Origin of the sequence: Polynucleobacter sp. JS-JIR-5-A7 (genome assembly GCF_018687935.1) — a bacterium.
GTDB lineage: Bacteria > Pseudomonadota > Gammaproteobacteria > Burkholderiales > Burkholderiaceae > Polynucleobacter.
In genome coordinates this window covers 97,609-117,560 of the sequence record NZ_CP061308.1, presented here as the reverse complement: position 1 = coordinate 117,560, position 19,952 = coordinate 97,609, and the positions used below count along the sequence as shown (strand labels likewise).

General features: G+C 43.7%; 22 protein-coding genes and 2 pseudogenes. 5 read left to right on the top strand and 19 right to left on the bottom strand.

What is annotated here, in order from left to right:
- Positions 1 to 46: 46 nt before the first annotated feature.
- The 3 genes and pseudogenes from AOC29_RS00675 to AOC29_RS00665 form a co-directional block, all read left to right on the top strand.
- Positions 47 to 1,120, top strand: a pseudogene (locus AOC29_RS00675) (hypothetical protein); the annotation flags it as partial.
- A gap of 51 nt (positions 1,121 to 1,171) precedes the next feature.
- Positions 1,172 to 1,891 carry a hypothetical protein gene (locus AOC29_RS00670; protein WP_215296151.1) on the top strand — a complete coding sequence of 240 codons (720 nt, stop codon included), beginning with the start codon at positions 1,172 to 1,174 and terminating at the stop codon, positions 1,889 to 1,891.
- Positions 1,892 to 1,897: 6 nt separating this feature from the next.
- The gene (locus AOC29_RS00665) at positions 1,898 to 3,811 is read left to right on the top strand and encodes a tetratricopeptide repeat protein (RefSeq protein WP_215296150.1); all 1,914 of its coding nucleotides are present in this window, start codon (positions 1,898 to 1,900) and stop codon (positions 3,809 to 3,811) included.
- A gap of 130 nt (positions 3,812 to 3,941) precedes the next feature.
- Here AOC29_RS00665 and AOC29_RS00660 read toward each other — a convergent pair whose 3' ends face one another.
- Positions 3,942 to 5,306 carry a porin gene (locus AOC29_RS00660; protein WP_215296149.1) on the bottom strand — a complete coding sequence of 455 codons (1,365 nt, stop codon included), beginning with the start codon at positions 5,304 to 5,306 and terminating at the stop codon, positions 3,942 to 3,944.
- 208 nt (positions 5,307 to 5,514) lie between these two features.
- Between AOC29_RS00660 and AOC29_RS00655 the strand changes: the two genes are divergently transcribed.
- Positions 5,515 to 6,981 (top strand): tetratricopeptide repeat protein, encoded by a 1,467-nt coding sequence (locus AOC29_RS00655; RefSeq protein WP_215296148.1) that lies wholly within the window; start codon positions 5,515 to 5,517, stop codon positions 6,979 to 6,981.
- Here AOC29_RS00655 and tatC read toward each other — a convergent pair.
- From tatC to hisB, 10 genes are read right to left on the bottom strand one after another with little or no spacing between them, the layout of a single operon-like run.
- Positions 6,978 to 7,757: a twin-arginine translocase subunit TatC gene (gene tatC / locus AOC29_RS00650; RefSeq protein ID WP_215296147.1), complete on the bottom strand. Its 780-nt coding sequence runs from the start codon at positions 7,755 to 7,757 to the stop codon at positions 6,978 to 6,980. The genes AOC29_RS00655 and tatC overlap by 4 nt on opposite strands.
- Positions 7,758 to 7,770: 13 nt before the next feature.
- The gene (tatB, locus tag AOC29_RS00645) at positions 7,771 to 8,247 is read right to left on the bottom strand and encodes a Sec-independent protein translocase protein TatB (protein ID WP_215296146.1); all 477 of its coding nucleotides are present in this window, start codon (positions 8,245 to 8,247) and stop codon (positions 7,771 to 7,773) included.
- A 60-nt stretch (positions 8,248 to 8,307) separates the two neighbouring features.
- Positions 8,308 to 8,529: a Sec-independent protein translocase subunit TatA gene (tatA, locus tag AOC29_RS00640; RefSeq protein WP_215296145.1), complete on the bottom strand. Its 222-nt coding sequence runs from the start codon at positions 8,527 to 8,529 to the stop codon at positions 8,308 to 8,310.
- 38 nt (positions 8,530 to 8,567) lie between these two features.
- Positions 8,568 to 8,924 carry a histidine triad nucleotide-binding protein gene (locus AOC29_RS00635; RefSeq protein WP_215296144.1) on the bottom strand — a complete coding sequence of 119 codons (357 nt, stop codon included), beginning with the start codon at positions 8,922 to 8,924 and terminating at the stop codon, positions 8,568 to 8,570.
- Positions 8,925 to 8,940: 16 nt separating this feature from the next.
- Entirely contained in the window at positions 8,941 to 9,342 is a 402-nt protein-coding gene (locus AOC29_RS00630) for a phosphoribosyl-ATP diphosphatase (protein ID WP_215296143.1), read from the bottom strand.
- 31 nt (positions 9,343 to 9,373) lie between these two features.
- Positions 9,374 to 9,796, bottom strand: coding sequence for a phosphoribosyl-AMP cyclohydrolase (hisI, locus tag AOC29_RS00625; protein ID WP_251370020.1), 423 nt, complete (start codon positions 9,794 to 9,796; stop codon positions 9,374 to 9,376).
- Between the two features lie 25 nt (positions 9,797 to 9,821).
- Positions 9,822 to 10,580, bottom strand: a complete 759-nt coding sequence (gene hisF, locus AOC29_RS00620; RefSeq protein WP_215296142.1) for an imidazole glycerol phosphate synthase subunit HisF — start codon at positions 10,578 to 10,580, stop codon at positions 9,822 to 9,824.
- A complete protein-coding gene (gene hisA / locus AOC29_RS00615) occupies positions 10,580 to 11,341 on the bottom strand; it encodes a 1-(5-phosphoribosyl)-5-[(5-phosphoribosylamino)methylideneamino]imidazole-4-carboxamide isomerase (RefSeq protein WP_215296141.1) in 762 nt (253 codons plus the stop codon). The genes hisF and hisA overlap by 1 nt, the downstream gene beginning before the upstream one ends.
- A gap of 21 nt (positions 11,342 to 11,362) precedes the next feature.
- On the bottom strand, positions 11,363 to 12,019 hold the full coding sequence (gene hisH, locus AOC29_RS00610) for an imidazole glycerol phosphate synthase subunit HisH (RefSeq protein WP_215296140.1): 657 nt from the start codon (positions 12,017 to 12,019) through the stop codon (positions 11,363 to 11,365).
- A 50-nt stretch (positions 12,020 to 12,069) separates the two neighbouring features.
- The gene (hisB, locus tag AOC29_RS00605; RefSeq protein ID WP_215296139.1) at positions 12,070 to 12,657 is read right to left on the bottom strand and encodes an imidazoleglycerol-phosphate dehydratase HisB; all 588 of its coding nucleotides are present in this window, start codon (positions 12,655 to 12,657) and stop codon (positions 12,070 to 12,072) included.
- A 116-nt stretch (positions 12,658 to 12,773) separates the two neighbouring features.
- Between hisB and hisC the strand changes: the two genes are divergently transcribed.
- Positions 12,774 to 13,841, top strand: a complete 1,068-nt coding sequence (hisC, locus tag AOC29_RS00600) for a histidinol-phosphate transaminase (RefSeq protein WP_215296138.1) — start codon at positions 12,774 to 12,776, stop codon at positions 13,839 to 13,841.
- Positions 13,842 to 13,849: 8 nt separating this feature from the next.
- On the opposite strand, the gene hisD is transcribed toward hisC, so the two are convergent.
- From hisD to AOC29_RS00560, 8 genes and pseudogenes are all read right to left on the bottom strand, one after another.
- Positions 13,850 to 15,172, bottom strand: coding sequence for a histidinol dehydrogenase (hisD, locus tag AOC29_RS00595; RefSeq protein ID WP_215296137.1), 1,323 nt, complete (start codon positions 15,170 to 15,172; stop codon positions 13,850 to 13,852).
- 16 nt (positions 15,173 to 15,188) lie between these two features.
- Positions 15,189 to 15,815, bottom strand: a complete 627-nt coding sequence (hisG, locus tag AOC29_RS00590) for an ATP phosphoribosyltransferase (protein WP_215296136.1) — start codon at positions 15,813 to 15,815, stop codon at positions 15,189 to 15,191.
- Positions 15,816 to 15,846: 31 nt separating this feature from the next.
- Positions 15,847 to 17,121 carry a UDP-N-acetylglucosamine 1-carboxyvinyltransferase gene (murA, locus tag AOC29_RS00585; protein WP_215296135.1) on the bottom strand — a complete coding sequence of 425 codons (1,275 nt, stop codon included), beginning with the start codon at positions 17,119 to 17,121 and terminating at the stop codon, positions 15,847 to 15,849.
- A 63-nt stretch (positions 17,122 to 17,184) separates the two neighbouring features.
- A complete protein-coding gene (locus AOC29_RS00580) occupies positions 17,185 to 17,433 on the bottom strand; it encodes a BolA family protein (protein ID WP_215296134.1) in 249 nt (82 codons plus the stop codon).
- A gap of 34 nt (positions 17,434 to 17,467) precedes the next feature.
- On the bottom strand, positions 17,468 to 18,268 hold the full coding sequence (locus AOC29_RS00575; protein ID WP_215296133.1) for an ABC transporter permease: 801 nt from the start codon (positions 18,266 to 18,268) through the stop codon (positions 17,468 to 17,470).
- A 65-nt stretch (positions 18,269 to 18,333) separates the two neighbouring features.
- A pseudogene (locus AOC29_RS00570) lies at positions 18,334 to 19,017 on the bottom strand (ABC transporter ATP-binding protein); the annotation flags it as partial.
- 4 nt (positions 19,018 to 19,021) lie between these two features.
- Positions 19,022 to 19,279 carry a lipid asymmetry maintenance protein MlaB gene (locus tag AOC29_RS00565; RefSeq protein WP_215296131.1) on the bottom strand — a complete coding sequence of 86 codons (258 nt, stop codon included), beginning with the start codon at positions 19,277 to 19,279 and terminating at the stop codon, positions 19,022 to 19,024.
- A gap of 16 nt (positions 19,280 to 19,295) precedes the next feature.
- Positions 19,296 to 19,922 carry a phospholipid-binding protein MlaC gene (locus AOC29_RS00560; protein ID WP_251370019.1) on the bottom strand — a complete coding sequence of 209 codons (627 nt, stop codon included), beginning with the start codon at positions 19,920 to 19,922 and terminating at the stop codon, positions 19,296 to 19,298.
- Positions 19,923 to 19,952: the final 30 nt, after the last annotated feature.

Here is a 19,952-nt window from a genome sequence, read left to right as displayed (position 1 = left end):
CTTAACCAACAAAGGCGTTACTCTTCATAACCTCAAAAGATATAAAGAGGCCTTAGGGGCGTACAAAGAGGCTAGTCAAGCAGATGCGAACTATGCTGTAGCTTGGTCAAATATGGGCAACACACTTAGTGCGCTTAAACAAACCGCACAGGCTATTGCAGCTTATGATCGCTCTATTAAGATTGACCCCAATTATTACAACGCCCATTGGAATAAAGCCTTAGCCGAACTGCTGCTTGGTAACTATGAAGCAGGCCTTCAAAATTATGAGTATCGGTGGTTAAGAGAAGGTGCCGACAGTTATCTACATCCCAAGATTCCAAAGCTCACTTCGCTAGCAGAAGCAGTAAACAAGAAGGTATTGGTTTGGTCCGAGCAAGGCTATGGGGATACTTTGCAATTTTGCCGCTATATACCCTTGCTAATGCAGATGGGGGTTGAAGTGGCTCTTGAGACACAAGCCCCTCTCTTGCCATTACTAAAATATCAGTTTGATTGCCCCGTGACTCAAATTGGGCAAGTCCATCAATCAGTGGACTACCAAATTCCCTTAGGTAGTTTGCCCTTGTTATTTAAAACAACGGTTGATACGATTCCCACAAATGTGCCCTATCTCAAAGTGCGCGATAGCAAAGTTTTGGAGTGGAAAACCAAACTTAGCTTAAAAAAAGATAAGTCGAATATTGGGATTGCCTGCTCTGGCAATATCAAGTTTGACTTGGAGCATGGCAACACCAGACCTATTCCACTAGAGCTTTTAGGGCAACTGAGCAAGGGCGCTAACTTATACCTCATTCAGAAAGAAGTGCGCTCTACTGACCAGCAATACTTAGATTCCCATCCAGAGATTGTCTACTTGGGATCCCAAATCCAAGACTTTGAAGATTCTGCAGCCATCATCCAAAATATGGATGAGATCATCACTATCGATACCTCACTGGCTCACCTAGCCGGAGCCTTGGGAAAGAAAACCAATGTGCTTTTACCTTGGGTGCCTGATTGGAGATGGCTACTAGACAGACAGGATAGTCCTTGGTACCCCAACTCAATGCTTTATTGTCAGGAGAGTATGGGGGATTGGGTGAATATTTACATCGATAAAAATGAGATACTTTGGTAAATGAATTTAATTTACGAATTTTTTTATAAGTAACTTAGAAAAGATAAGTCTATGTATAGATTAGATCCTGTAGTGTTATTAACAACTGCAATAAGTCCCGACCCGAACACCCCCTTCTTAAAAATGTCTTGCCCAGAAATGAGATCTATTTCGACTAAAGCGTCGATTTTTTTTTGGGTGAGTCAAGGTCTTAAAAAACTAGTAATTGCAGATGGAACAAATTCTTTAGTGCTAAGTAATGCCGAACTCTCGATCCTTAGATCACTTGGCGTCAACGTTGAGCAACTAAGATTTGAGCAAGATAACAATCAAGTTTTAATTCGTGGAAAGGGGTGGGCTGAAGGCCAAATCATAAAATATGCTATTCATAACTCTAACCTCTTAAAAACTAATAATTATTTTTATAAATGTACAGGTAAAATTATTTGTAGAAATTTTAAAAAAATTTCCGCTCTTTTATCAGATAACTCCATTGCCAATATGTTTTGGCGTTCTTTTGAGCTCAAATTTATTGCCGATGCAAGATTTTTCTTTACCTCCATTAATGACTTTGAACGGTATCTATTACCAGCCTACGAAGAAACAAATGAGGTTGGCGCTAATAATATATTTGAGCAACCCCTAACAAGAATGTTAGATAAAAATCTACAACAAGGGGTAACTGTTAGACCTTTATTATCAGGATTCTGTGGCGGCTCAGGAGAGCAGTACGAAGAAAAATACTTCGGCGAACTAGATATTGCCTTTCCATGCTGGTATTCAAACTTTTAAATATTAATGACTACGAAAAATTATTCAATGGTTGAGAATGCAATTAATTTCTTCCAAAATGGAAACTTAAATGCCGCTGAACAGATTTTAATGAAGGTGTTACTGAAGGAACCAAAAAATCTACCGGCACTGTCAATAATTGGCTTGATCTTGGGATCTCAAGGACGATCACTAGAGGCAGAAAAATTTTTAAATAGGGCGTTAAAAATTGCTCCTAACGATGTATCAATCTTATATAACCTTGCAAATGCGCTATCAGGGTCGGGAAAACATAGCGAGGCAATTGCGCACTATTCCAAGGTCACAATATTATGCCCTGACAATGTTGATGCATGGCTTAACCTCGGATTATCTTTATCAAAAAGAAAAAAATTTAGCGAAGCTTTAAATGCATTTGATAAGGCTATTGCACTTAAGCCCGGGTATGAGAATGCTTACATCTGCAAATCTGCGACTCTTAATGAGCTAAATTGCCCCAATGAATCTGTAATTTTTGCCAATTTAGCCCTATCACTCAACCCAAGATCCTATCAAGCATTGAATAATAAAGGCCTAGCCCTCAAACAACTATTTCAGCTTAAAGATGCATTTGATTGTTTATCAAAAAGTGTTTCATTAAACCCGCTATACGCAGAGGGCTGGTGTAACCTAGGATCAACCCTATACCTAATGCGAAATTTCTCCGATTCTTTGAATGCATATAAAACTGCGCTTGAAATTCATCCAAATTACTTTGAAGCATGGTCAAACATTGGGGGGGCTCTCAAAGAATTGGGGCAATACGATCAAGCAATTGCCTCACAAGAAAAAGCTATTCAACTTGCCCCTAACTCATATGAGGGTTACTGGAATTTAGCAGTTATTCAACAAGAAATAAATCTTCATAAAGAAGCCATCAAAAATTATGAAAAAGTATTAACGCTTAGAAAAGATTACCCCGATGCGATTTGGAATTTATCCCATATCCAGCTTAAATTAGGAAACTTTACCGAAGGATGGAAGAATTATGAGTCACGCAAAAAGATCGATAAATCGCCAATTATTAGTATTTTTAACGCTATTCCAGAGCTAGATTCAATTGATGACATTAAAGAAAAAAATATACTTGTTTTCTTTGAGCAGGGCCTAGGGGACACCATTCAATTCTGCAGATACATACCCCTCCTAAATGGATTGGGGGCGAATATTCATCTTTTTGCCCAAGAAAGTCTTATAGAAACACTGAGGGATCTGGATGGTCTTAAGTCTATAACGTCAAACCACTTAATTTTGAAGACCAAATTTGACTTTCGCATTTCACTGTTAAGTCTGCCATTTCTTTTCAAGACTTCCTTAGACTCGATCCCATCTAAGATGGGGTACCTAAAATCTAATTTAGATAAAAAAGCATATTGGGAATCGATTATCAAGCCTTATCAAGGATTTAAAATTGGACTTGTATGGAGTGGTGGATTTAGATCCAATCAACCTGAAATGCATTCAATAAATGCCCGAAGAAATATAGACTTCTCATTAATTTCAGAGCTCCAATATGCTCCAAATGCAAGCTTTTTCAGCCTTCAAAAGGGTGAGCCTGCTGAGAGTGAACTTTTAACCCAAAAAGAAAATTTTTGGGCAAAGGATAACTTTCATAACTTTGCAAGAGAATTTACAGATTTTTCTGACACAGCCGCTTTTATAGACTGCCTGGATTTGGTTATTTCCGTCGATACCTCAACCGCACATTTAGCGGGCGCCCTTGGAAAACCCGTGTGGATACTAAATCGATTTGATTCCTGTTGGAGATGGCTATTTCAAAAAACTGAGAGTCCATGGTACACAACAGCAAAAATCTACAATCAACAAAATCCCAATGACTGGCAGAATGTTATTAAAGATGTAAAAAATGATTTAATTCGCCTAATTGGCCCGCAGCCATAGCATTCACAGAATTACAGGCGATTTACATGCCTTCTATTAGATTGCCACTTTATTTTTTGCCATAAAAAAAGCCTGCTGTTTTCACAGCAGGCTTTAATCTAATTAGGCCAGTTTAGATAACCAGCTTATATTAGAAAGTGTGACGCACACCAAGCGCAAAGTTGCTTACGTTCATATTTGATTGGCCAGTAGTTGCAGTTCCACTCGTACTGTAAACATTGTATGCTGTTGTGGCTTGAGCATACTGACCGTAGATAGCATACAGGTTTGTACGCTTGCTGAGCCAGTAATTAGAACCTAACTGCCATGCATTGAAATGAGCAGAATTTTGGTTAACACCATATGGTGTAAATGTGCCTACACCAGCAGTTGCCCAACCTTCAATGTTTGGCGTAACAAAGCTACGAACACCAATTTGCTCAGCCTGACGCTTTTGGTAGATACTAGCATTAGCTGTGTCATTTGCTTTACGGCTAACCCAGTTAGCGTAAGCTTTCAAAATACCAAAGTCATATGTTGCGGCAACATAGGTTTGGTTATCTTGGATATTAACTGGTGAACCAGTTGCTGTCATACCGGTTGCAATTGTTGAGCTAGCATTTGCAAACAACTGTGCTGCAGAAACTGAACCGCCAGTACCTGTACCACCATTATAAGAATTGTAGTTTGTTGTAGAAGTTAATTGCTTGAGAGCCTGGTAGTTAGCTGTTACAAACAACTTATTCCAAGTGTAATCAAGACCTAAGCCCCAACCATTTGTATTTGTCATGCCGCCTGTTGCAATACCGCTTGCAGGTGCATTGTTAGAACCGCCAGTGATAGAAGAAGCATTATTGTTATTCAAAATGGCAAGTGCATGACCTTGGAAGCCTGCAACAACATCACTATTCAATGTCAAAGCATTTGAAACACGGGTTGTGTAGGCATTTTGGTTACCGCCAACGCCACCAACAACACCAGAGTCAGCTTGACCTGTGTAGATTGCGCTACCTGTCAAGTTATTTTGCTGACCAGCATCAGTCTTAGCCATTGCTACGTGGATTGGGGTGTACTGTGTACCAACTGCAAAATCACCCATACCGTTTTTCTTTAAACCAACAAAAGTTTGACGGTTCTTCAAACCACCAGTCGCATTACCAGACAGGGTTTGTTCGTTAGGGGCTAATGTAAATTCAGCTGTAAAGAATGCTGATGTGCCACCGCCCAAATCTTCGGTACCTTTGAAGCCTAAACGTGAAGTTTGCTCAGCAGACTGTCCTAAAACGCTTTGAGTTTGCTTGAGATTACCATTCGCATAAGTGCCATTACCTGGGTAGTTAATCGAATAACCATTAGCGCCAAGTGCAGGGGTGTTAGGAGCAGCGCTTGCTGTTACTGATGAGTTTGAGTTAATAAAACCAACGTCCAAAATACCATATACGGTAACGCTGGATTGTGCTTGAGCTGCGCCAGCAACTGCTGACATAGCTGCAACTGCGAATAGCGATTTTTTCATTCTGTAAATCTCCATAAATTAAAAGTAATGCCCAAAGAAATCTGGGACACATGAATTTTGCTTCTTTTGCACTTCTAGACTGAGGGTGAGAGTATGTATGGTCTCTTTTTGCTTGTCAAAAGCTAATTTTTTGGCTTTCTTCGTTGTATATCGACAACAAGAGCTCAAATTTATGTCTTTTAAGGTTTCTAGATGCCAAAATTGTTATATGGCAAGTCGCGAATTCTTAAAAATCCTTAGATCAGCACGTCTTGGTGATGTATTGGCGCAACAAAGGATAGCTGAAGCATATCTGACTGGTGCTTTTAAAACCCCCATTCAACCTGCTAACGCATTGATTTGGCTAGAAAAATCCTTTCTGCTGATTCAGAATCAAAGCTCAGAGGGATTTGACTCAAATAACCCTCAAATTAATGGAATTTTGCAGCAGTTGGCCAACATTCCCCTTTCCCAAACTTTTAACTCACCCGCATTTTATTTTGGCTGGGTATCTATTTGGCTGCTTGCGGATACAAACATAGAGCCAAACTCAACCGCAGCAGCCAAATGGCAGCTGGCAGACTTACTTATTAATCCAAGCAATCAAGAAATTCAATTTCAGTTAATGGATTGGCTGAAGAAAAAAGCGCCTGCCCCACTAGGCCAAAAATTGGTGGATCTAGATTTCAATGACGCCAAAAAAATTGCGCAGCAATATTTACAAGATCTCGCCGATGGAAGCACGCAGTTTGCCAATCAAGCAAAAGAGTTGTTAATTCAGCTCCAGCCAAAGAACAAAGTGCTCTCCTCCCTTTGGAAGGTATGGCTAGAAAATCAAAATGAAGATGCTTTATTGCAAGCTGCTGAACTAGGCCTAACCACTGCCAAACTAACCATTGGCCTGCGACTAGCTCAATTAGATGGTGTTGTGGCAGAAAATAAATCTAGCGCCTCTCTTAAGAAAGCGGCTCATTGGTTAGAACTTGCAGCAAAAGATGGGGATCGTGACGCTTGGTATGCCCTCGGTGAAATTTATCGTCGCCCCCAATTTTCTGGATATAGCGCTGCTGAAAGTGATCGCTGCTTCGATCGTGCAGCAGATCTTGGTCATGCACAAGCGCAGCTCCGCAAAGGGGGACACTTATGGCGTAAACGTAAAAAGATTCAAGAAAAAGTGCGTGGTCTACAGGCATCTTATTGGCTTTGGCAGGCCCATCAACAAGGAGTAGTAGAAGCAACAGAATTGCTAAGTAAAATACTGAAGAGCTACCCCAACCCCCAAAAAAACGATTGGCACGAGCTTGCTCTATTCGCTAATCAGGCCATCAGCCACCATGCAGAACATAAGTTAAGTGAAGACTGGTTACTCCTTTGTCATCGCCTCATCATAGCCAATCAATTTAACCTTAGCAAGGCAGAATTATTGCTCTCTGAAGTAGGTCAGCTTCAACATGAACATTGTGTGGCAGTAGATATTCGCTGGGAACTTCCTAAGATATTGCCAAGACTCATTCGGATTGAAACGATTCAACAGCGTCGCACCTTACTAGCTGCAGGAAAAGTCTTTGCGGGCGCTGATATAGCGATTGAAGGTAATTTACGACAAAGACGTTATCGCTTTGATCAAGTGACTGACTGGTTAAGCACGACGTTTTCTAAAAATCTGAAAAGTCAGAATGCTACTGAACTCGCTTAGCTTGCGGTTTTACTTTCTTCTTCTTCATCGGACGTCTTTGGCATGTAGAAGCGCGCTATCAATAAACCCAGTTCATAGAGCAGAGTCATAGGCACTGCCAGCAATAACTGAGAGAGAACATCCGGCGGAGTCACTACTGCAGAGATGACAAAAGCGCCAACAATCACGTAGGGGCGTATCTCTTTTAATTTTGCTAAAGAGACTATGCCCATACGAACTAAAACAACCACTACTACAGGAACTTCGAAGGTAATACCAAACGCTAAGAAAGTGTTCATAGCAAAACCAAGGTACTTATCAATATCAGTAGACATCTCTGCGCCCAATGGTGCGTTATAGCTAGCCATAAAATTAAAGACCGTCGGAAATACTAAGAAATAGGCAAATGCCATACCGAAGATAAATAGGCTATAGCTACTCACAACCAATGGAATGACTAACTTGCGCTCATGTTGATATAGGCCAGGAGCAATAAAAGCCCATAGTTGATAAATGACTATCGGTAAGGCAATGATGAAGGCTACCAACATCGTGACCTTCATGGGCACAAAGAAAGAACCCGTTACATCCGTCACAATCATCTTTCCGCCCGCAGGTAATGAATCAAGCAGCGGCTGCGAAAAAAGATGAAAAATATCTGGTGCCCAATAAACCAAGCAAACAAACACCACAATAATCGCTAATGCAGACTTGATGACACGATCACGCAGTTCAAATAAATGCGATAGAAAAGATTCTTGCAAGCCTGAATCTTCGGTAGAGTTATTTTCTGTCATGCCAATCTAATTTTTATTTGCCAGCACTATGATGAAAGCGCTTCATTCTTGCGGCACCCGATTGCACACGAGTACGTAGACCAGCCGAACGTTTAAACCAAATAGGCCTTGCTGCGCGCCTAACGCCCCAGCTATTACGACCCTGCCGCTTAGTCTTATCTAAAACAGCTCTTTCATCAAGAGGCAACTTCTCAAAATTGGTTTCAAAAATATCAGCCTGATCTGTAAGATTAGCGTTTGCTTCACTAGCTGCCGAGCTAATACTGTTTTCAACTTCTTTTAAGGCAGATGCACTTTCTTCGCGGAACTTTTTAAATTCCTCAACTTCCATCTGCCGATTTACTTCAGATTTAAGGTCTGCCATATAGCGTTGCGCACGACCAAATAAATTACCAGCCATACGAGCTACTTTTGGCAAGCGCTCTGGACCAACTACCACCAGAGCTACAACTGCAATCAGCGCAAGTTTTGAAACCCCTAAATCAATCATCTTAGGGAGCTAAATAAGGACCGCACGATTTCTCTTTGCGCTATGAACAAATGATGTGAGTTATTTATTAAGGTCTTTAGCCTGTACATCCACAGTTTTTTCTGTTGATGCAGCGGCTTGCTGGATTTGCTCCTTAGGCTCATCAGATGGCTTCATGCCGTCCTTAAATCCCTTAACAGCACCGCCCAAATCTTGACCGATATTGCGCAATTTCTTGGTACCGAATACCAACATCACGATGACCAAAACAATTAACCAATGCCAAATGCTAAATGAACCCATCTCTAATCTCCTTGGAATTCCTAAACTTCTTCTTTATCTTACTTTTTCCAGGGACGCGGACCGCCCATCACATGCAAGTGCAAGTGATAAACCTCCTGCCCACCATCTGCCCCGTTATTGACCATCAATCTAAAGCCGCCATCCCTTCCAAGTCGGCAACCCTGCTCTTTGGCAAGACGAGGCGCCAATTCCATCATTCTACCTAGCAAAGGAGCATCGATGCCTTCCGCCAGCTCCAACATAGGGATATGTTTCTTCGGAATCATTAAAAAATGCACTGGAGCAGCAGGATTAATATCCTTAAAGGCATAGATCTCTTCATCCTCATACACCTTTTGGGACAGAATCAAGCCCTGAGAAATCTTACAAAACAGGCAATTAGGATCGTGGCTCATCTTTTCCTATTCTTCCTCATTCTTTGTTTGCTGCCTTTCTAGCGGCCTTTTCTTCAATTCCTGAGGTGCCCAAGCGCCGATCAAGCTCAGCAATAACGTCTTCAGGGCGCAAATTGAATTGCGAAAGCGCAATTAAACAGTGAAACCAAAGATCCGCCATCTCCCCAAGCAAGAGCTTTTGCTGCTCAGCCGCTAGATTTGAACTGCGCGCATCTTTGGCAGCCATGACCGCCTCGGTTGCTTCCTCGCCAATCTTTTTGAGGATACCGTCATCACCCTTTGAAAAAAGTAGGGCGGTATAAGAGGTTTTTGGGTCAGCATTGCCAGCCTTAAACGCATCCCGACGTTGATCCACCACATCAGCCAAATGGGCTAATGCAGAATCTAAATTAGAAGGTTTATTTGCCGACCTACTCATAGCTTCATTTTATGTCTTTTATGGAAGACTTCTATTTTGCTTTGGACTCGTCCACCCAAGTCAACTTATCTGAATCCCACTGTTGGAAAAAACAGCTGTGCTCACCGGTATGACAAGCAATTCCGTCTTTTTGCTCAACAATGAGCAAAATCGTGTCCCCATCACAATCCAAGCGAATTTCTTTCACCCTCTGAGTATGGCCAGATTCCTCGCCCTTGTGCCAAAGTTTTTGACGTGAGCGCGTCCAGTAGACCGCCTCGCCTAAACGCAAAGTAGCCAACAAGGCATCGCGATTCATCCAGGCCATCATCAGGATATCTTTACTACCAAACTCTTGCGCAATCACTGGAACCAAACCTTGCTCATTCCAAGCGACGGCATCGAGCCAGGGCCCTGCTTGAATAGATTCAATTGGAGTAAAGATACTCTGGGATTTGTTATGGAGTTCGCTCATATATAAACTTTACCGTGAATCTGATTTAAATACGAACCGGAATTCCTTGAGCAGCCATATATTCTTTTGCCTGACCGACGGTGTATTCACCATAGTGAAAAATACTTGCAGCCAAGACAGCGTCTGCATGGCCTTTGGTAATACCATCAACCAAATGCTGCAAATTGCCCACGCCGCCAGAAGCAATTACTGGAACGGAGACCGCATCGCTTACTGCAGCAGTGAGGGCTAAGTCAAAACCATCTTTACTACCATCGCGATTCATACTCGTCAGGAGAATTTCTCCAGCGCCGCGTTTGGCAACTTCAATAGCCCATGCCACCACATCGATTCCAGTCGCAGTTCTACCGCCATGGGTAAACACCTCCCAATTACCAGCCTCAGTTTGTTTGGCATCGATTGCAACAACAATACATTGCGAACCGTAATAAGCAGCGGCATCTGAAACCAAATCTGGATTAGTGATGGCGGAAGAATTGATGCTCACTTTATCAGCACCAGCATTAAGTAAGCGACGCACATCAGCGACTGCACTTACACCACCACCAACAGTAAGCGGAATAAATACTTGTGATGCGACATCTTCAATAATATGCAGGATCAGATCACGCCCATCGGACGTCGCGGTAATATCTAAGAAAGTTAACTCATCAGCGCCTTGTGTGTCGTAACGCTTAGCGATTTGTACAGGATCGCCTGCATCACGCAAACCAACAAAGTTCACCCCTTTAACAACGCGCCCTGCCGTGACATCCAAACAAGGAATAATTCTTTTGGTTAACACTAGATAATGTTCTTTTTGTATTTGAGTGTTAACTCATCAGCATATTTTTGAGCAGCTGCCAGATCAAGGTCACCAGCATAAATAGAGCGCCCAGCAATCACGCCCATCACACCCTCTTCTTCAGCTTTGCAGAGCGCTTCAATATCTTTGTTATTGGAGAGGCCGCCACTGGCAATCACCGGAATACGGATTGCTTGAGCCAACTTCATCGTGGCATCGATGTTGACGCCCTGGAGCATGCCATCGCGACCAATGTCGGTATAGATAATTGCTTCTACGCCCCAATCTTCAAATTTCTTGGCGAGATCAATTACTTCATGGCCGGTAATCTTGCTCCAACCATCAGTGGCTACTTTGCCATCGCGAGCGTCAAGCCCTACCATCACCTGTCCAGGAAATGCTGTGCAAGCATCCTGCACAAAACCGGGATTTTTTACTGCAGCGGTACCAATAATCACCGTGCTAATACCATCGTCCAATAAACGTTCAATTGTTTCCAGATCCCGAATACCACCACCAAGTTGAACCGGAATTTCATCTCCAACAGCTTTGAGAATCGATTTAATCGCTGACTCGTTTTTAAGCTTGCCAGCAAACGCGCCATTCAGATCAACTAAGTGCAACCGTCGCGCGCCTTTGCTAATCCAATGCGCAGCCATAGCCCCTGGATCTTCAGAAAATACCGTGGCTTTGTCCATATCACCTTGTTCTAGTCGAACGCAGTGGCCGTCTTTAAGATCAATTGCAGGGATGAGCAGCATAGTGAAACGTTAATAAATTAATTAAGGTTGCCAAGAAAGAAAGTTTTGATAAAGCTTTAACCCGTATTCTGCACTTTTTTCCGGATGAAATTGCGTTGCAAAAATATTATCTCTTGCAACCGCAGATGTAAACCAATCGCCGTATTCAGTAGATCCAGCAGAATCTTCTTTACGTTGCGGCACAACATAGTAGCTATGCACAAAGTAAAAACTCGTTAAATCCGGGATTCCCTCCCAAATGGGATGCTGGCGGTCTTGACGGACTTGATTCCAGCCCATGTGGGGCACTTTGTAAGCTGAGCCGTCGGCTTGCTTTTTGCCGCTTAAATCAAAGCGACGCACTTCCCCGGGAATGAGCCCTAAACAAAGCGTCCATTGCTTATTAGTCCGAACTTCTGCACTTTTATCAAAGAGCATTTGCTCGCCTACACAAACCCCTAACAATGGCTTGTTTTTGGCAGCCTCTAGCAATGCTTCGAGGAGACCAGACTCCTCAAGATGCTTCATGCAATCAGGCATGGCGCCTTGTCCAGGTAACACCACGCGATCGGCAGTACGAATTTCTTCTGGCTTGTGAGCAATCAATACCTTGTCATCAGGCGCTACATGATGGCATGCCTGATATACGGAACGAAGGTTACCCATTCCGTAATCAACGATCGCAATAGTTTGCGCCAAAATTTAGCCTATCTTTGCTGTTATCTAACGGGCAACTAGAAGTACCTAGATTAGAGACTACCTTTGGTTGAGGGAACCGAACCAGAGGCGCGTGGATCAATTGCCAAAGCCATCCGAAGCGCACGCCCAAAGGCTTTGAAGACCGTCTCAATCTGGTGGTGCGCGTTGATACCGCGCAAATTATCAATGTGCAAAGTCACTCCCGCATGGTTTACAAAACCGCGGAAGAACTCGATGCTCAGATCAACGTCAAAATCACCAACCCGCGCACGGGTAAATGGGACATTGAATTCCAGGCCTGGGCGCCCAGAAAAATCGACCACTACGCGTGAAAGGGTTTCATCTAAAGGAACATAAGAGTGGCCATAACGGGTAATACCTGCCTTATCGCCCACTGCCTTTGCAAAAGCTTGGCCCAATGTAATCCCCACATCCTCAACGGTGTGATGATCATCAATATGGGTATCGCCCTGTGCGACTACTTTCAAGTCAATCATGCCGTGACGGGCAATCTGATCGAGCATATGGTCTAAGAAAGGGACGCCTGAAGCTAGTTCGGCCTTCCCAGTACCATCTAAATTGATGGAAATTTGAATTTTGGTTTCCGAAGTGTTTCGGGTAACGTCGGCTTGCCGCATGCTTCATTGCGCCGCGAGGCGAAGTGTTGATTGAAGCCTCATAATATCATTCCTAGAAGATATATAAATGCTGAAATTACTTCACTTTCTTTCTGATTTTTGACCTGAGTACCCTCATGAGCCGTTTTTGGAGCCCCGTTGTTCAAACTTTAACCCCCTATGTTCCTGGGGAGCAACCGCAAATGCAGCGGCTGGTAAAGCTCAATACGAATGAGAGTCCTTATGGCCCATCACCAAAAGCGTTGGCAGCGATCAATAGTCAAACGAACGATGACTTGCGCCTCTACCCAGATCCAGAAGGTGTGGCCCTAAAACAAGCTATTGCCAAATTGCATGGCCTAAATCCAAACCAAGTATTTTTAGGAAATGGTTCGGACGAGGTTCTAGCCCATGTTTTTGCGGGTTTATTGAAGCAAAACAAACCAGTACATTTTCCAGATATTACTTATAGCTTCTATCCGGTTTACTGCAAGCTCTTTGGCATCGAATATCAAACGATTCCACTAGGAAACGATTTTGAAATCAATACTAGCGATTTTTGCGAACCCAATGGTGGCGTTATTTTCCCCAATCCCAATGCCCCCACTGGAAGATCAATTGCTCGCTTAGAGATTGAAAAACTACTCGCGAAGAACAAAGACTCTGTAGTAGTGATTGATGAAGCCTATGTCGACTATGGAACACAGTCTTGCGTTCCCCTCTTGCGCGGTAGTCAGTGTCCTGAAAATCTTTTAGTAGTGCATACGCTTTCTAAATCCAGAGCGCTTGCTGGCCTACGAGTTGGCTTTGCTCTTGGTCACCCCACCTTGATTGAAGGCTTAGAGCGAGTAAAAAATAGTTTTAACTCTTATCCATTAGGGCGCCTTGCTCAAGCAGGTGCTATTGCAGCCATTGAGGATCAAGCGCACTTAGAAACTACCAGTGCCAAAGTGATTCAGACACGTACTAAGTTAGTTGAGCAATTACATGCTTTGGGTTTTGATACCTTGCCATCAACCGCAAACTTTATTTTTACTCGTCACCCAAAACATTCTGGCGCAACAATGTATCAAGCCTTGAGAGATCGCGGCATCATCGTGCGTCATTTCCAATCTGCGCGTATTGAAGAATTCTTGCGCATTACGATTGGTACAGATGAACAAAGTGGTGAACTTGTCGCCGCTTTAAAAGAAATACTTTCTTAACTTCGTTATTATTTCTTCAGACGCATCTCAGCCGCACGTGCGTGAGCTTGCAAGCCCTCGCCGTGGGCCAGGGTGCTAGCTACAGCACCCAAGGTTTGTGCGCCAGCCTCGCTAACTTCAATCATGCTTGAGCGCTTAATGAAGTCATACACACCCAATGGTGACGAGAAGCGGGCAGTGCGCGCAGTAGGCAAGACATGGTTAGGACCAGCACAGTAATCGCCAAGCGACTCGCTAGTGTAATTACCCATGAAGATGGCGCCAGCATGACGAATCTGTTCGGCCCACTTACGCGGATCTACAGCACAAATCTCTAAGTGCTCAGCAGCGATTTCATTGGCAATATCGCAAGCCTCATTCATATCTTTAACCTGAATCAGAAGAGCGCGATTGGCTAAAGAAGTCTCAATAACTTTTGCTCTTGGCATCTCAGGAAGTAATTTATTAATGCTTGTCTGCACTTGCTCAATAAATGCTGCATCAGGGCATAGCAAAATGGATTGCGCTTGCTCATCATGCTCTGCTTGAGAAAACAAATCCATTGCAACCCAATTGGGATTACTAGAGCCATCGCATAAAACCAAAATCTCTGAAGGCCCAGCAATCATATCGATGCCAACCGTACCAAATACTCTGCGCTTAGCAGCAGCAACATAGGCGTTGCCTGGACCAACAATCTTGTCTACGGATGGAATACTCTTTGTACCAAAGGCTAAAGCACCAACTGCTTGAGCACCGCCAATGGTGAAGACGCGATCTACGTCAGCCAAATAAGCTGCAGCCAACACTAAAGGGTTGCGCGCGCCATCAGGAGTTGGCACCACCATGATGACTTCAGTAACACCAGCTACTTTTGCAGGAATCGCATTCATTAAAACAGATGATGGATACGCGGCTTTGCCACCAGGTACATAAATACCAACACGATCTAAGGCCGTTACTTTCTGACCAAGACGGGTGCCATCAGCTTCTTCATATTCCCAAGAGTGGCAGCCTGCTTCAATCTTTTGTTTCTCGTGATACGCACGCACTCGTTTAGCAGCAATGTCCAGAGCATTCTTTTGCTCAGCAGGTAAGGAGTTGTAGGCTTGCTCCAAATCTTTACGAGGAATTTCTAATTCCGAAACATGAGAAACATTTAAGCGATCAAATTGCTTAGTAAAACTGAGAACTGCTTCATCGCCCTGCTCTTTAACAACTGATAAGATTTTGACAACAGCAGCATCAATTGCCTCGTCATCAGCCATGGGCAAAGAAAGACTAGAGAGCAGTGTTTCTTTGAAACCCGCATCTTTGCTATTGAGGCGCTTAACCTTGACCTGTGAAGACATTGAATGTGTTTTTAACTTATTTCAACAAATCAAAAATAGGTTGTAACTGAGTGCGCTTACGTTTGTACGAAGCTTGATTCACCACTAAACGTGCACTGATATCAGCAATTGACTCAACTTCAACCAGGCCGTTGGCTTTAAGCGTATTGCCTGTCGAGACTAAGTCCACAATAGCATCAGCCAAGCCTACCAAGGGAGCAAGCTCCATCGAGCCGTAAAGATGAATCGTATCAATATGAACACCTTTATTAGCAAAGTGATCACGCGCGCAATTGACATACTTCGTTGCCACTTTTAAACGAGAGCCTTGCTTTACTGCTGCTGCGTAGTCAAAGCCTTCACGAACTGCGACTGACATACGGCACTTGGCAATATTTAAATCAAAAGGCACGTATAAACCATCTGTACCTTTTTCCATCAAGACATCTAAACCTGCGACACCAAAATCAGCGCCACCAAATTGCACGTAAGTCGGCACATCTGAAGCACGCACAATAATCAAACGCACATCAGGGTTAGATGTCTCAATAATGAGTTTGCGAGACTTCTCAGGATCCTCTTTTGGCACAATGCCAACCTTAGACAGGATCTCAGCAGTCTCTTCGAAGATACGCCCTTTAGAGAGGGCTAAAGTCAATTTCATGACTTAATTATCACTCAGTTATGCCGCTGAGTTACTTCACGCGTTCAATGTTAGCGCCCAAGAGGGTCAACTTTTGCTCCATACGGTCATATCCACGATCTAAATGGTAAATTCGGTCAACCTGGGTTTCGCCTTGGGCTGCAAGCCCCGCAATCACTAGGCTGGCAGAGGCGCGCAGGTCAGTCGCCATGACAATGGCACCAGAAAGCTTTTCTACACCCCGAGCAATCGCGGTGTTGCCTTCAATTGCAATATCAGCGCCTAGACGATTGAGTTCCTGAACATGCATAAAGCGGTTCTCAAAAATAGTCTCGGTAATAGTTGAACTGCCACTAGCTACTGCATTGACCGCCATCAGTTGCGCCTGCATATCCGTTGGAAATGCGGGGTACTCAGAAGTACGGAAACTCACTGCTTTTGGACGAGCCCGCATGGAAGCTTTGACCCAATCAGGACCCACCTCCATTTGTAAGCCAGCCTCTTTCAATTTCACCATCACTGCATCGAGCGTATCGGGACGACAGTGCTTGACTAGTACCTCGCCACCAGCGGCAGCGACTGCACAAAGGAAGGTGCCAGCTTCAATCCTATCCGGAATCACAGAGTGTTCAGCGCCGTGTAATTTCTCGACACCCTCAATCACTAAACGATCACTACCAATTCCTGAAATCTTCGCGCCCATCTTCACTAATAGTTCAGCTAAATCACCAACCTCTGGTTCGCGTGCAGCATTTTCTAAAATGGTTGTACCTGAAGCTAAAGTTGCCGCCATCAATAAATTTTCTGTACCAGTGACAGTAATCATGTCTGTCAAAATTGAAGCGCCTTTTAGGCGATCAGTTGACGGATTTGTTTCAGCCTGAATGTAACCACTCTTAATTTTGATGCTTGCGCCCATGGCCTTTAAGCCTTTGATATGCTGATCCACAGGGCGGGCACCAATTGCACAACCGCCCGGCAAAGAAACCTTGGCGCTATGCATTCTGGTAAGAAGCGGGCCTAGCACCAAGATAGAAGCGCGCATGGTTTTTACCATCTCATAGGTAGCTTCTGAGCTCTTGATGGCTGCAGCATTCAATACCACATGGTTACGATTTTCTGCATCAGGAAAGCTCACCAGCACACCAATCTCTTGCAAGAGTTTAAGCATGGTACGAACATCTTGAAGATCTGGCACATTACGCAAGACCACCGGTTCATCGGTTAATAGGCAAGCACACAAAATGGGTAAAGCGGCATTTTTAGCACCAGCGATCTTGACCTCACCCTTGAGGGGGGTCCCGCCCACCATTCGTAATTTATCCATGAAACGCTTCCAGTAAAAACTTGTATATGTGATTTAAATCTTGTTGCTGTTCTGGGTTTTCTACTAGGCAGCTGAATTCTGAGCAAACTCTTCTGGTGTAAATACCTTCATTGATAAAGCATGTACTTCAGCTTTCATACGATCGCCCATCGCACCATAAACTAATTGATGACGCTGTACGAGACGCTTACCTTCAAACTCAGGACTAACAATCGTTGCAAAAAAATGTTGGCCGTCACCCTCAACCTGAACGTGGGTACAGTTAATGCCTTGTTTGATATAGCCCTCAATCTGCTCGGGGGTTGGAAACATGCTTCTCTCCTCAAAATCGATATAGTGCAAATCATTAATGGCGCAGCTTATAACCCTTTTGCAATAAGCGCAAAGCAACGGCTGAAACTACCGCAAAGAAACACAGAACGATGGCTAAGCTACTCCATGGAGAAACATCAGAGACGCCAAAGAATCCAAAGCGAAAACCATCAATCATATAAAAGAATGGATTGAAATGGGATACAACCTGCCAAGCGGGAGGCAGAGAATGAATCGAATAGAAAACCCCCGATAACATTGTGGCAGGCATGATGATAAAGTTTTGAAAAGCAGCTAGTTGATCGTATTTATCTGCCCAAATACCTGCTATCAAGCCTAAGCTACCAAGAATGGCAGCACCTAGAAAGGCGAACGCCAAAATCCATAGCGGATGTTCTAAGGAGGGCAATCCAAACCAGAGGGTAATTAAAAATACACCTAAGCCAACAACAATTCCACGAAATACAGCAGCCAAAATATACGCTGCATAAAATTCAAAGTGACTCAAAGGGGCAAGCAATACAAATACCAAGTTGCCGGTAACCTTTGATTGAATCAGGGATGAAGAAGTATTTGCAAAAGCATTTTGCAATACGCTCATCATGACCAAACCTGGAATTAAGAAAGCGGTGTAATTCAAGCGTCCATAGACTTCCCTACCCTCTAATACATGGCCAAAAATCATGAGATAGAGAACTGCGGTTAAGACTGGCGCAGCCACTGTCTGAAAAGCCACCTTATAGAAACGCTTCACCTCTTTAAAGAACAAAGTCGGAAAACCGCTGCCATATTCGAGGGCGGGCTTATTGAGAGCCTGATTTAGGGCTTTACTCACAATGCGCCTCCTGACATGATGTTGACAAATACATCTTCAAGATCAGTTTTACCTTCACCATCTTTTTTCACTGAACCATAGCGGGTAAGTAAATTTGCAGTTGTATCTAAAGCAACAATCTTGCCCTGCTTGAGCATCGCAATACGCTGACACAAAGCCTCGGCTTCTTCCAAGTAATGGGTGGTTAATACAATCGTGTGACCATCCTGATTGAGTCTGCTAATAAATTGCCACAAGGATTGACGTAGCTCGACATCAACGCCAGCAGTAGGCTCATCCAAAATAATGACGGGTGGTCGATGGACCAAGGCTTGGGCAACCAATACGCGACGTTTCATACCACCAGACAAAGCACGCATATTGCTATCGGCTTTTCCTGTGAGATCTAAATTTGCCATGATTTCATCGATCCAGGCATCGTTGTTGCGGATACCAAAATAGCCTGACTGAAAACGCAAAGTCTCGCGAACAGTAAAGAATGGGTCAAAGACTAATTCTTGTGGCACAACGCCGAGCATGCGACGCGCTTCACGAAATGAACTCTGAACATCTGCCCCCAAGATGGCAGCATGCCCTTCATCAGCCCTTACCAGACCAGCAAGAATCGAAATCAGCGTGGTCTTACCAGCACCATTGGGTCCGAGCAGTCCAAAAAACTCTCCAGGCTCAATTTCCAAAGAAACATCATCTAGCGCTTGAAGGGCACCGTATTGCTTTGAAATATGTTGAATCGAGATCGCTGAATGCATGCTGCTACAAACCTAGCAATGCAGAGACACCATAGACATTGGCTAATACTTTGAGCTTTTCAGGAGGACGCTCAACTATTAAAGACTGTCCATCAGCTTGTAACTTTTTTTGCCATGCCAATAAGACTGTCAAAACCGTTGAATCAAAATCTGTTAGGGCTGAGCAATCAACGTTTGTCAACGTTGCACTATTTAATAAGCCCTCTTTTTGCAACTGCAGAGCATTTTCTTGTGTAACCGTCTGAGGCAAAAGAAAGGGCATAGTTTGGGGGCTTAAATTAATTCGCTGGCTTTGCAGTTGTGAGCTGCTTGTTACGATCTTGCAAGAATTTCACAAGACCTTCAACGCCATTTTGGCTAATCTGGTTTGTAAACTGATTACGATAGGCTTCCACCAACCAAACGCCCATGATGTTCATGTCGTAAACTTTCCAGCCCTTATCCGTTTTTTCTAAACGGTAATCTAAAGGTACTGGATCGCCACGACCAAGCACTACAGTTTTAACAACGACCTCTTTGTCATCTGGTGCAGCACGCAACGCTTTAAATTGCACAGTCTGATCGCGCAATTGACTGAGTGCACCAGAGTAAGTGCGGATCAGCAGATTCTTAAATTCAGAAGTAAGTTGCGCCTGTTGCTCGGGAGTCGCTTTTTTCCAGTTAGGGCCCATCGCCATTTCGGTAGTGCGGCGCATATCTGTGTAGGGAACAATTTTCTTTTCAACCAAATCTACAATCTTCGGAATATTGCCTTTTTGAATTTCTGCATCAGCCTTGACTGAAGCCATGACATCGGTCACCACCATCTTGATTAAGGCATCTGGAGGGGTTGCCTGATCAGGCACTTGCGCAAAGAGGGGGCCAGAAATCAACAGCAAGCCGATTGCTAAGCATCTGGAAAACATATTGCAACTTTTCATATATTCCAACTCGCT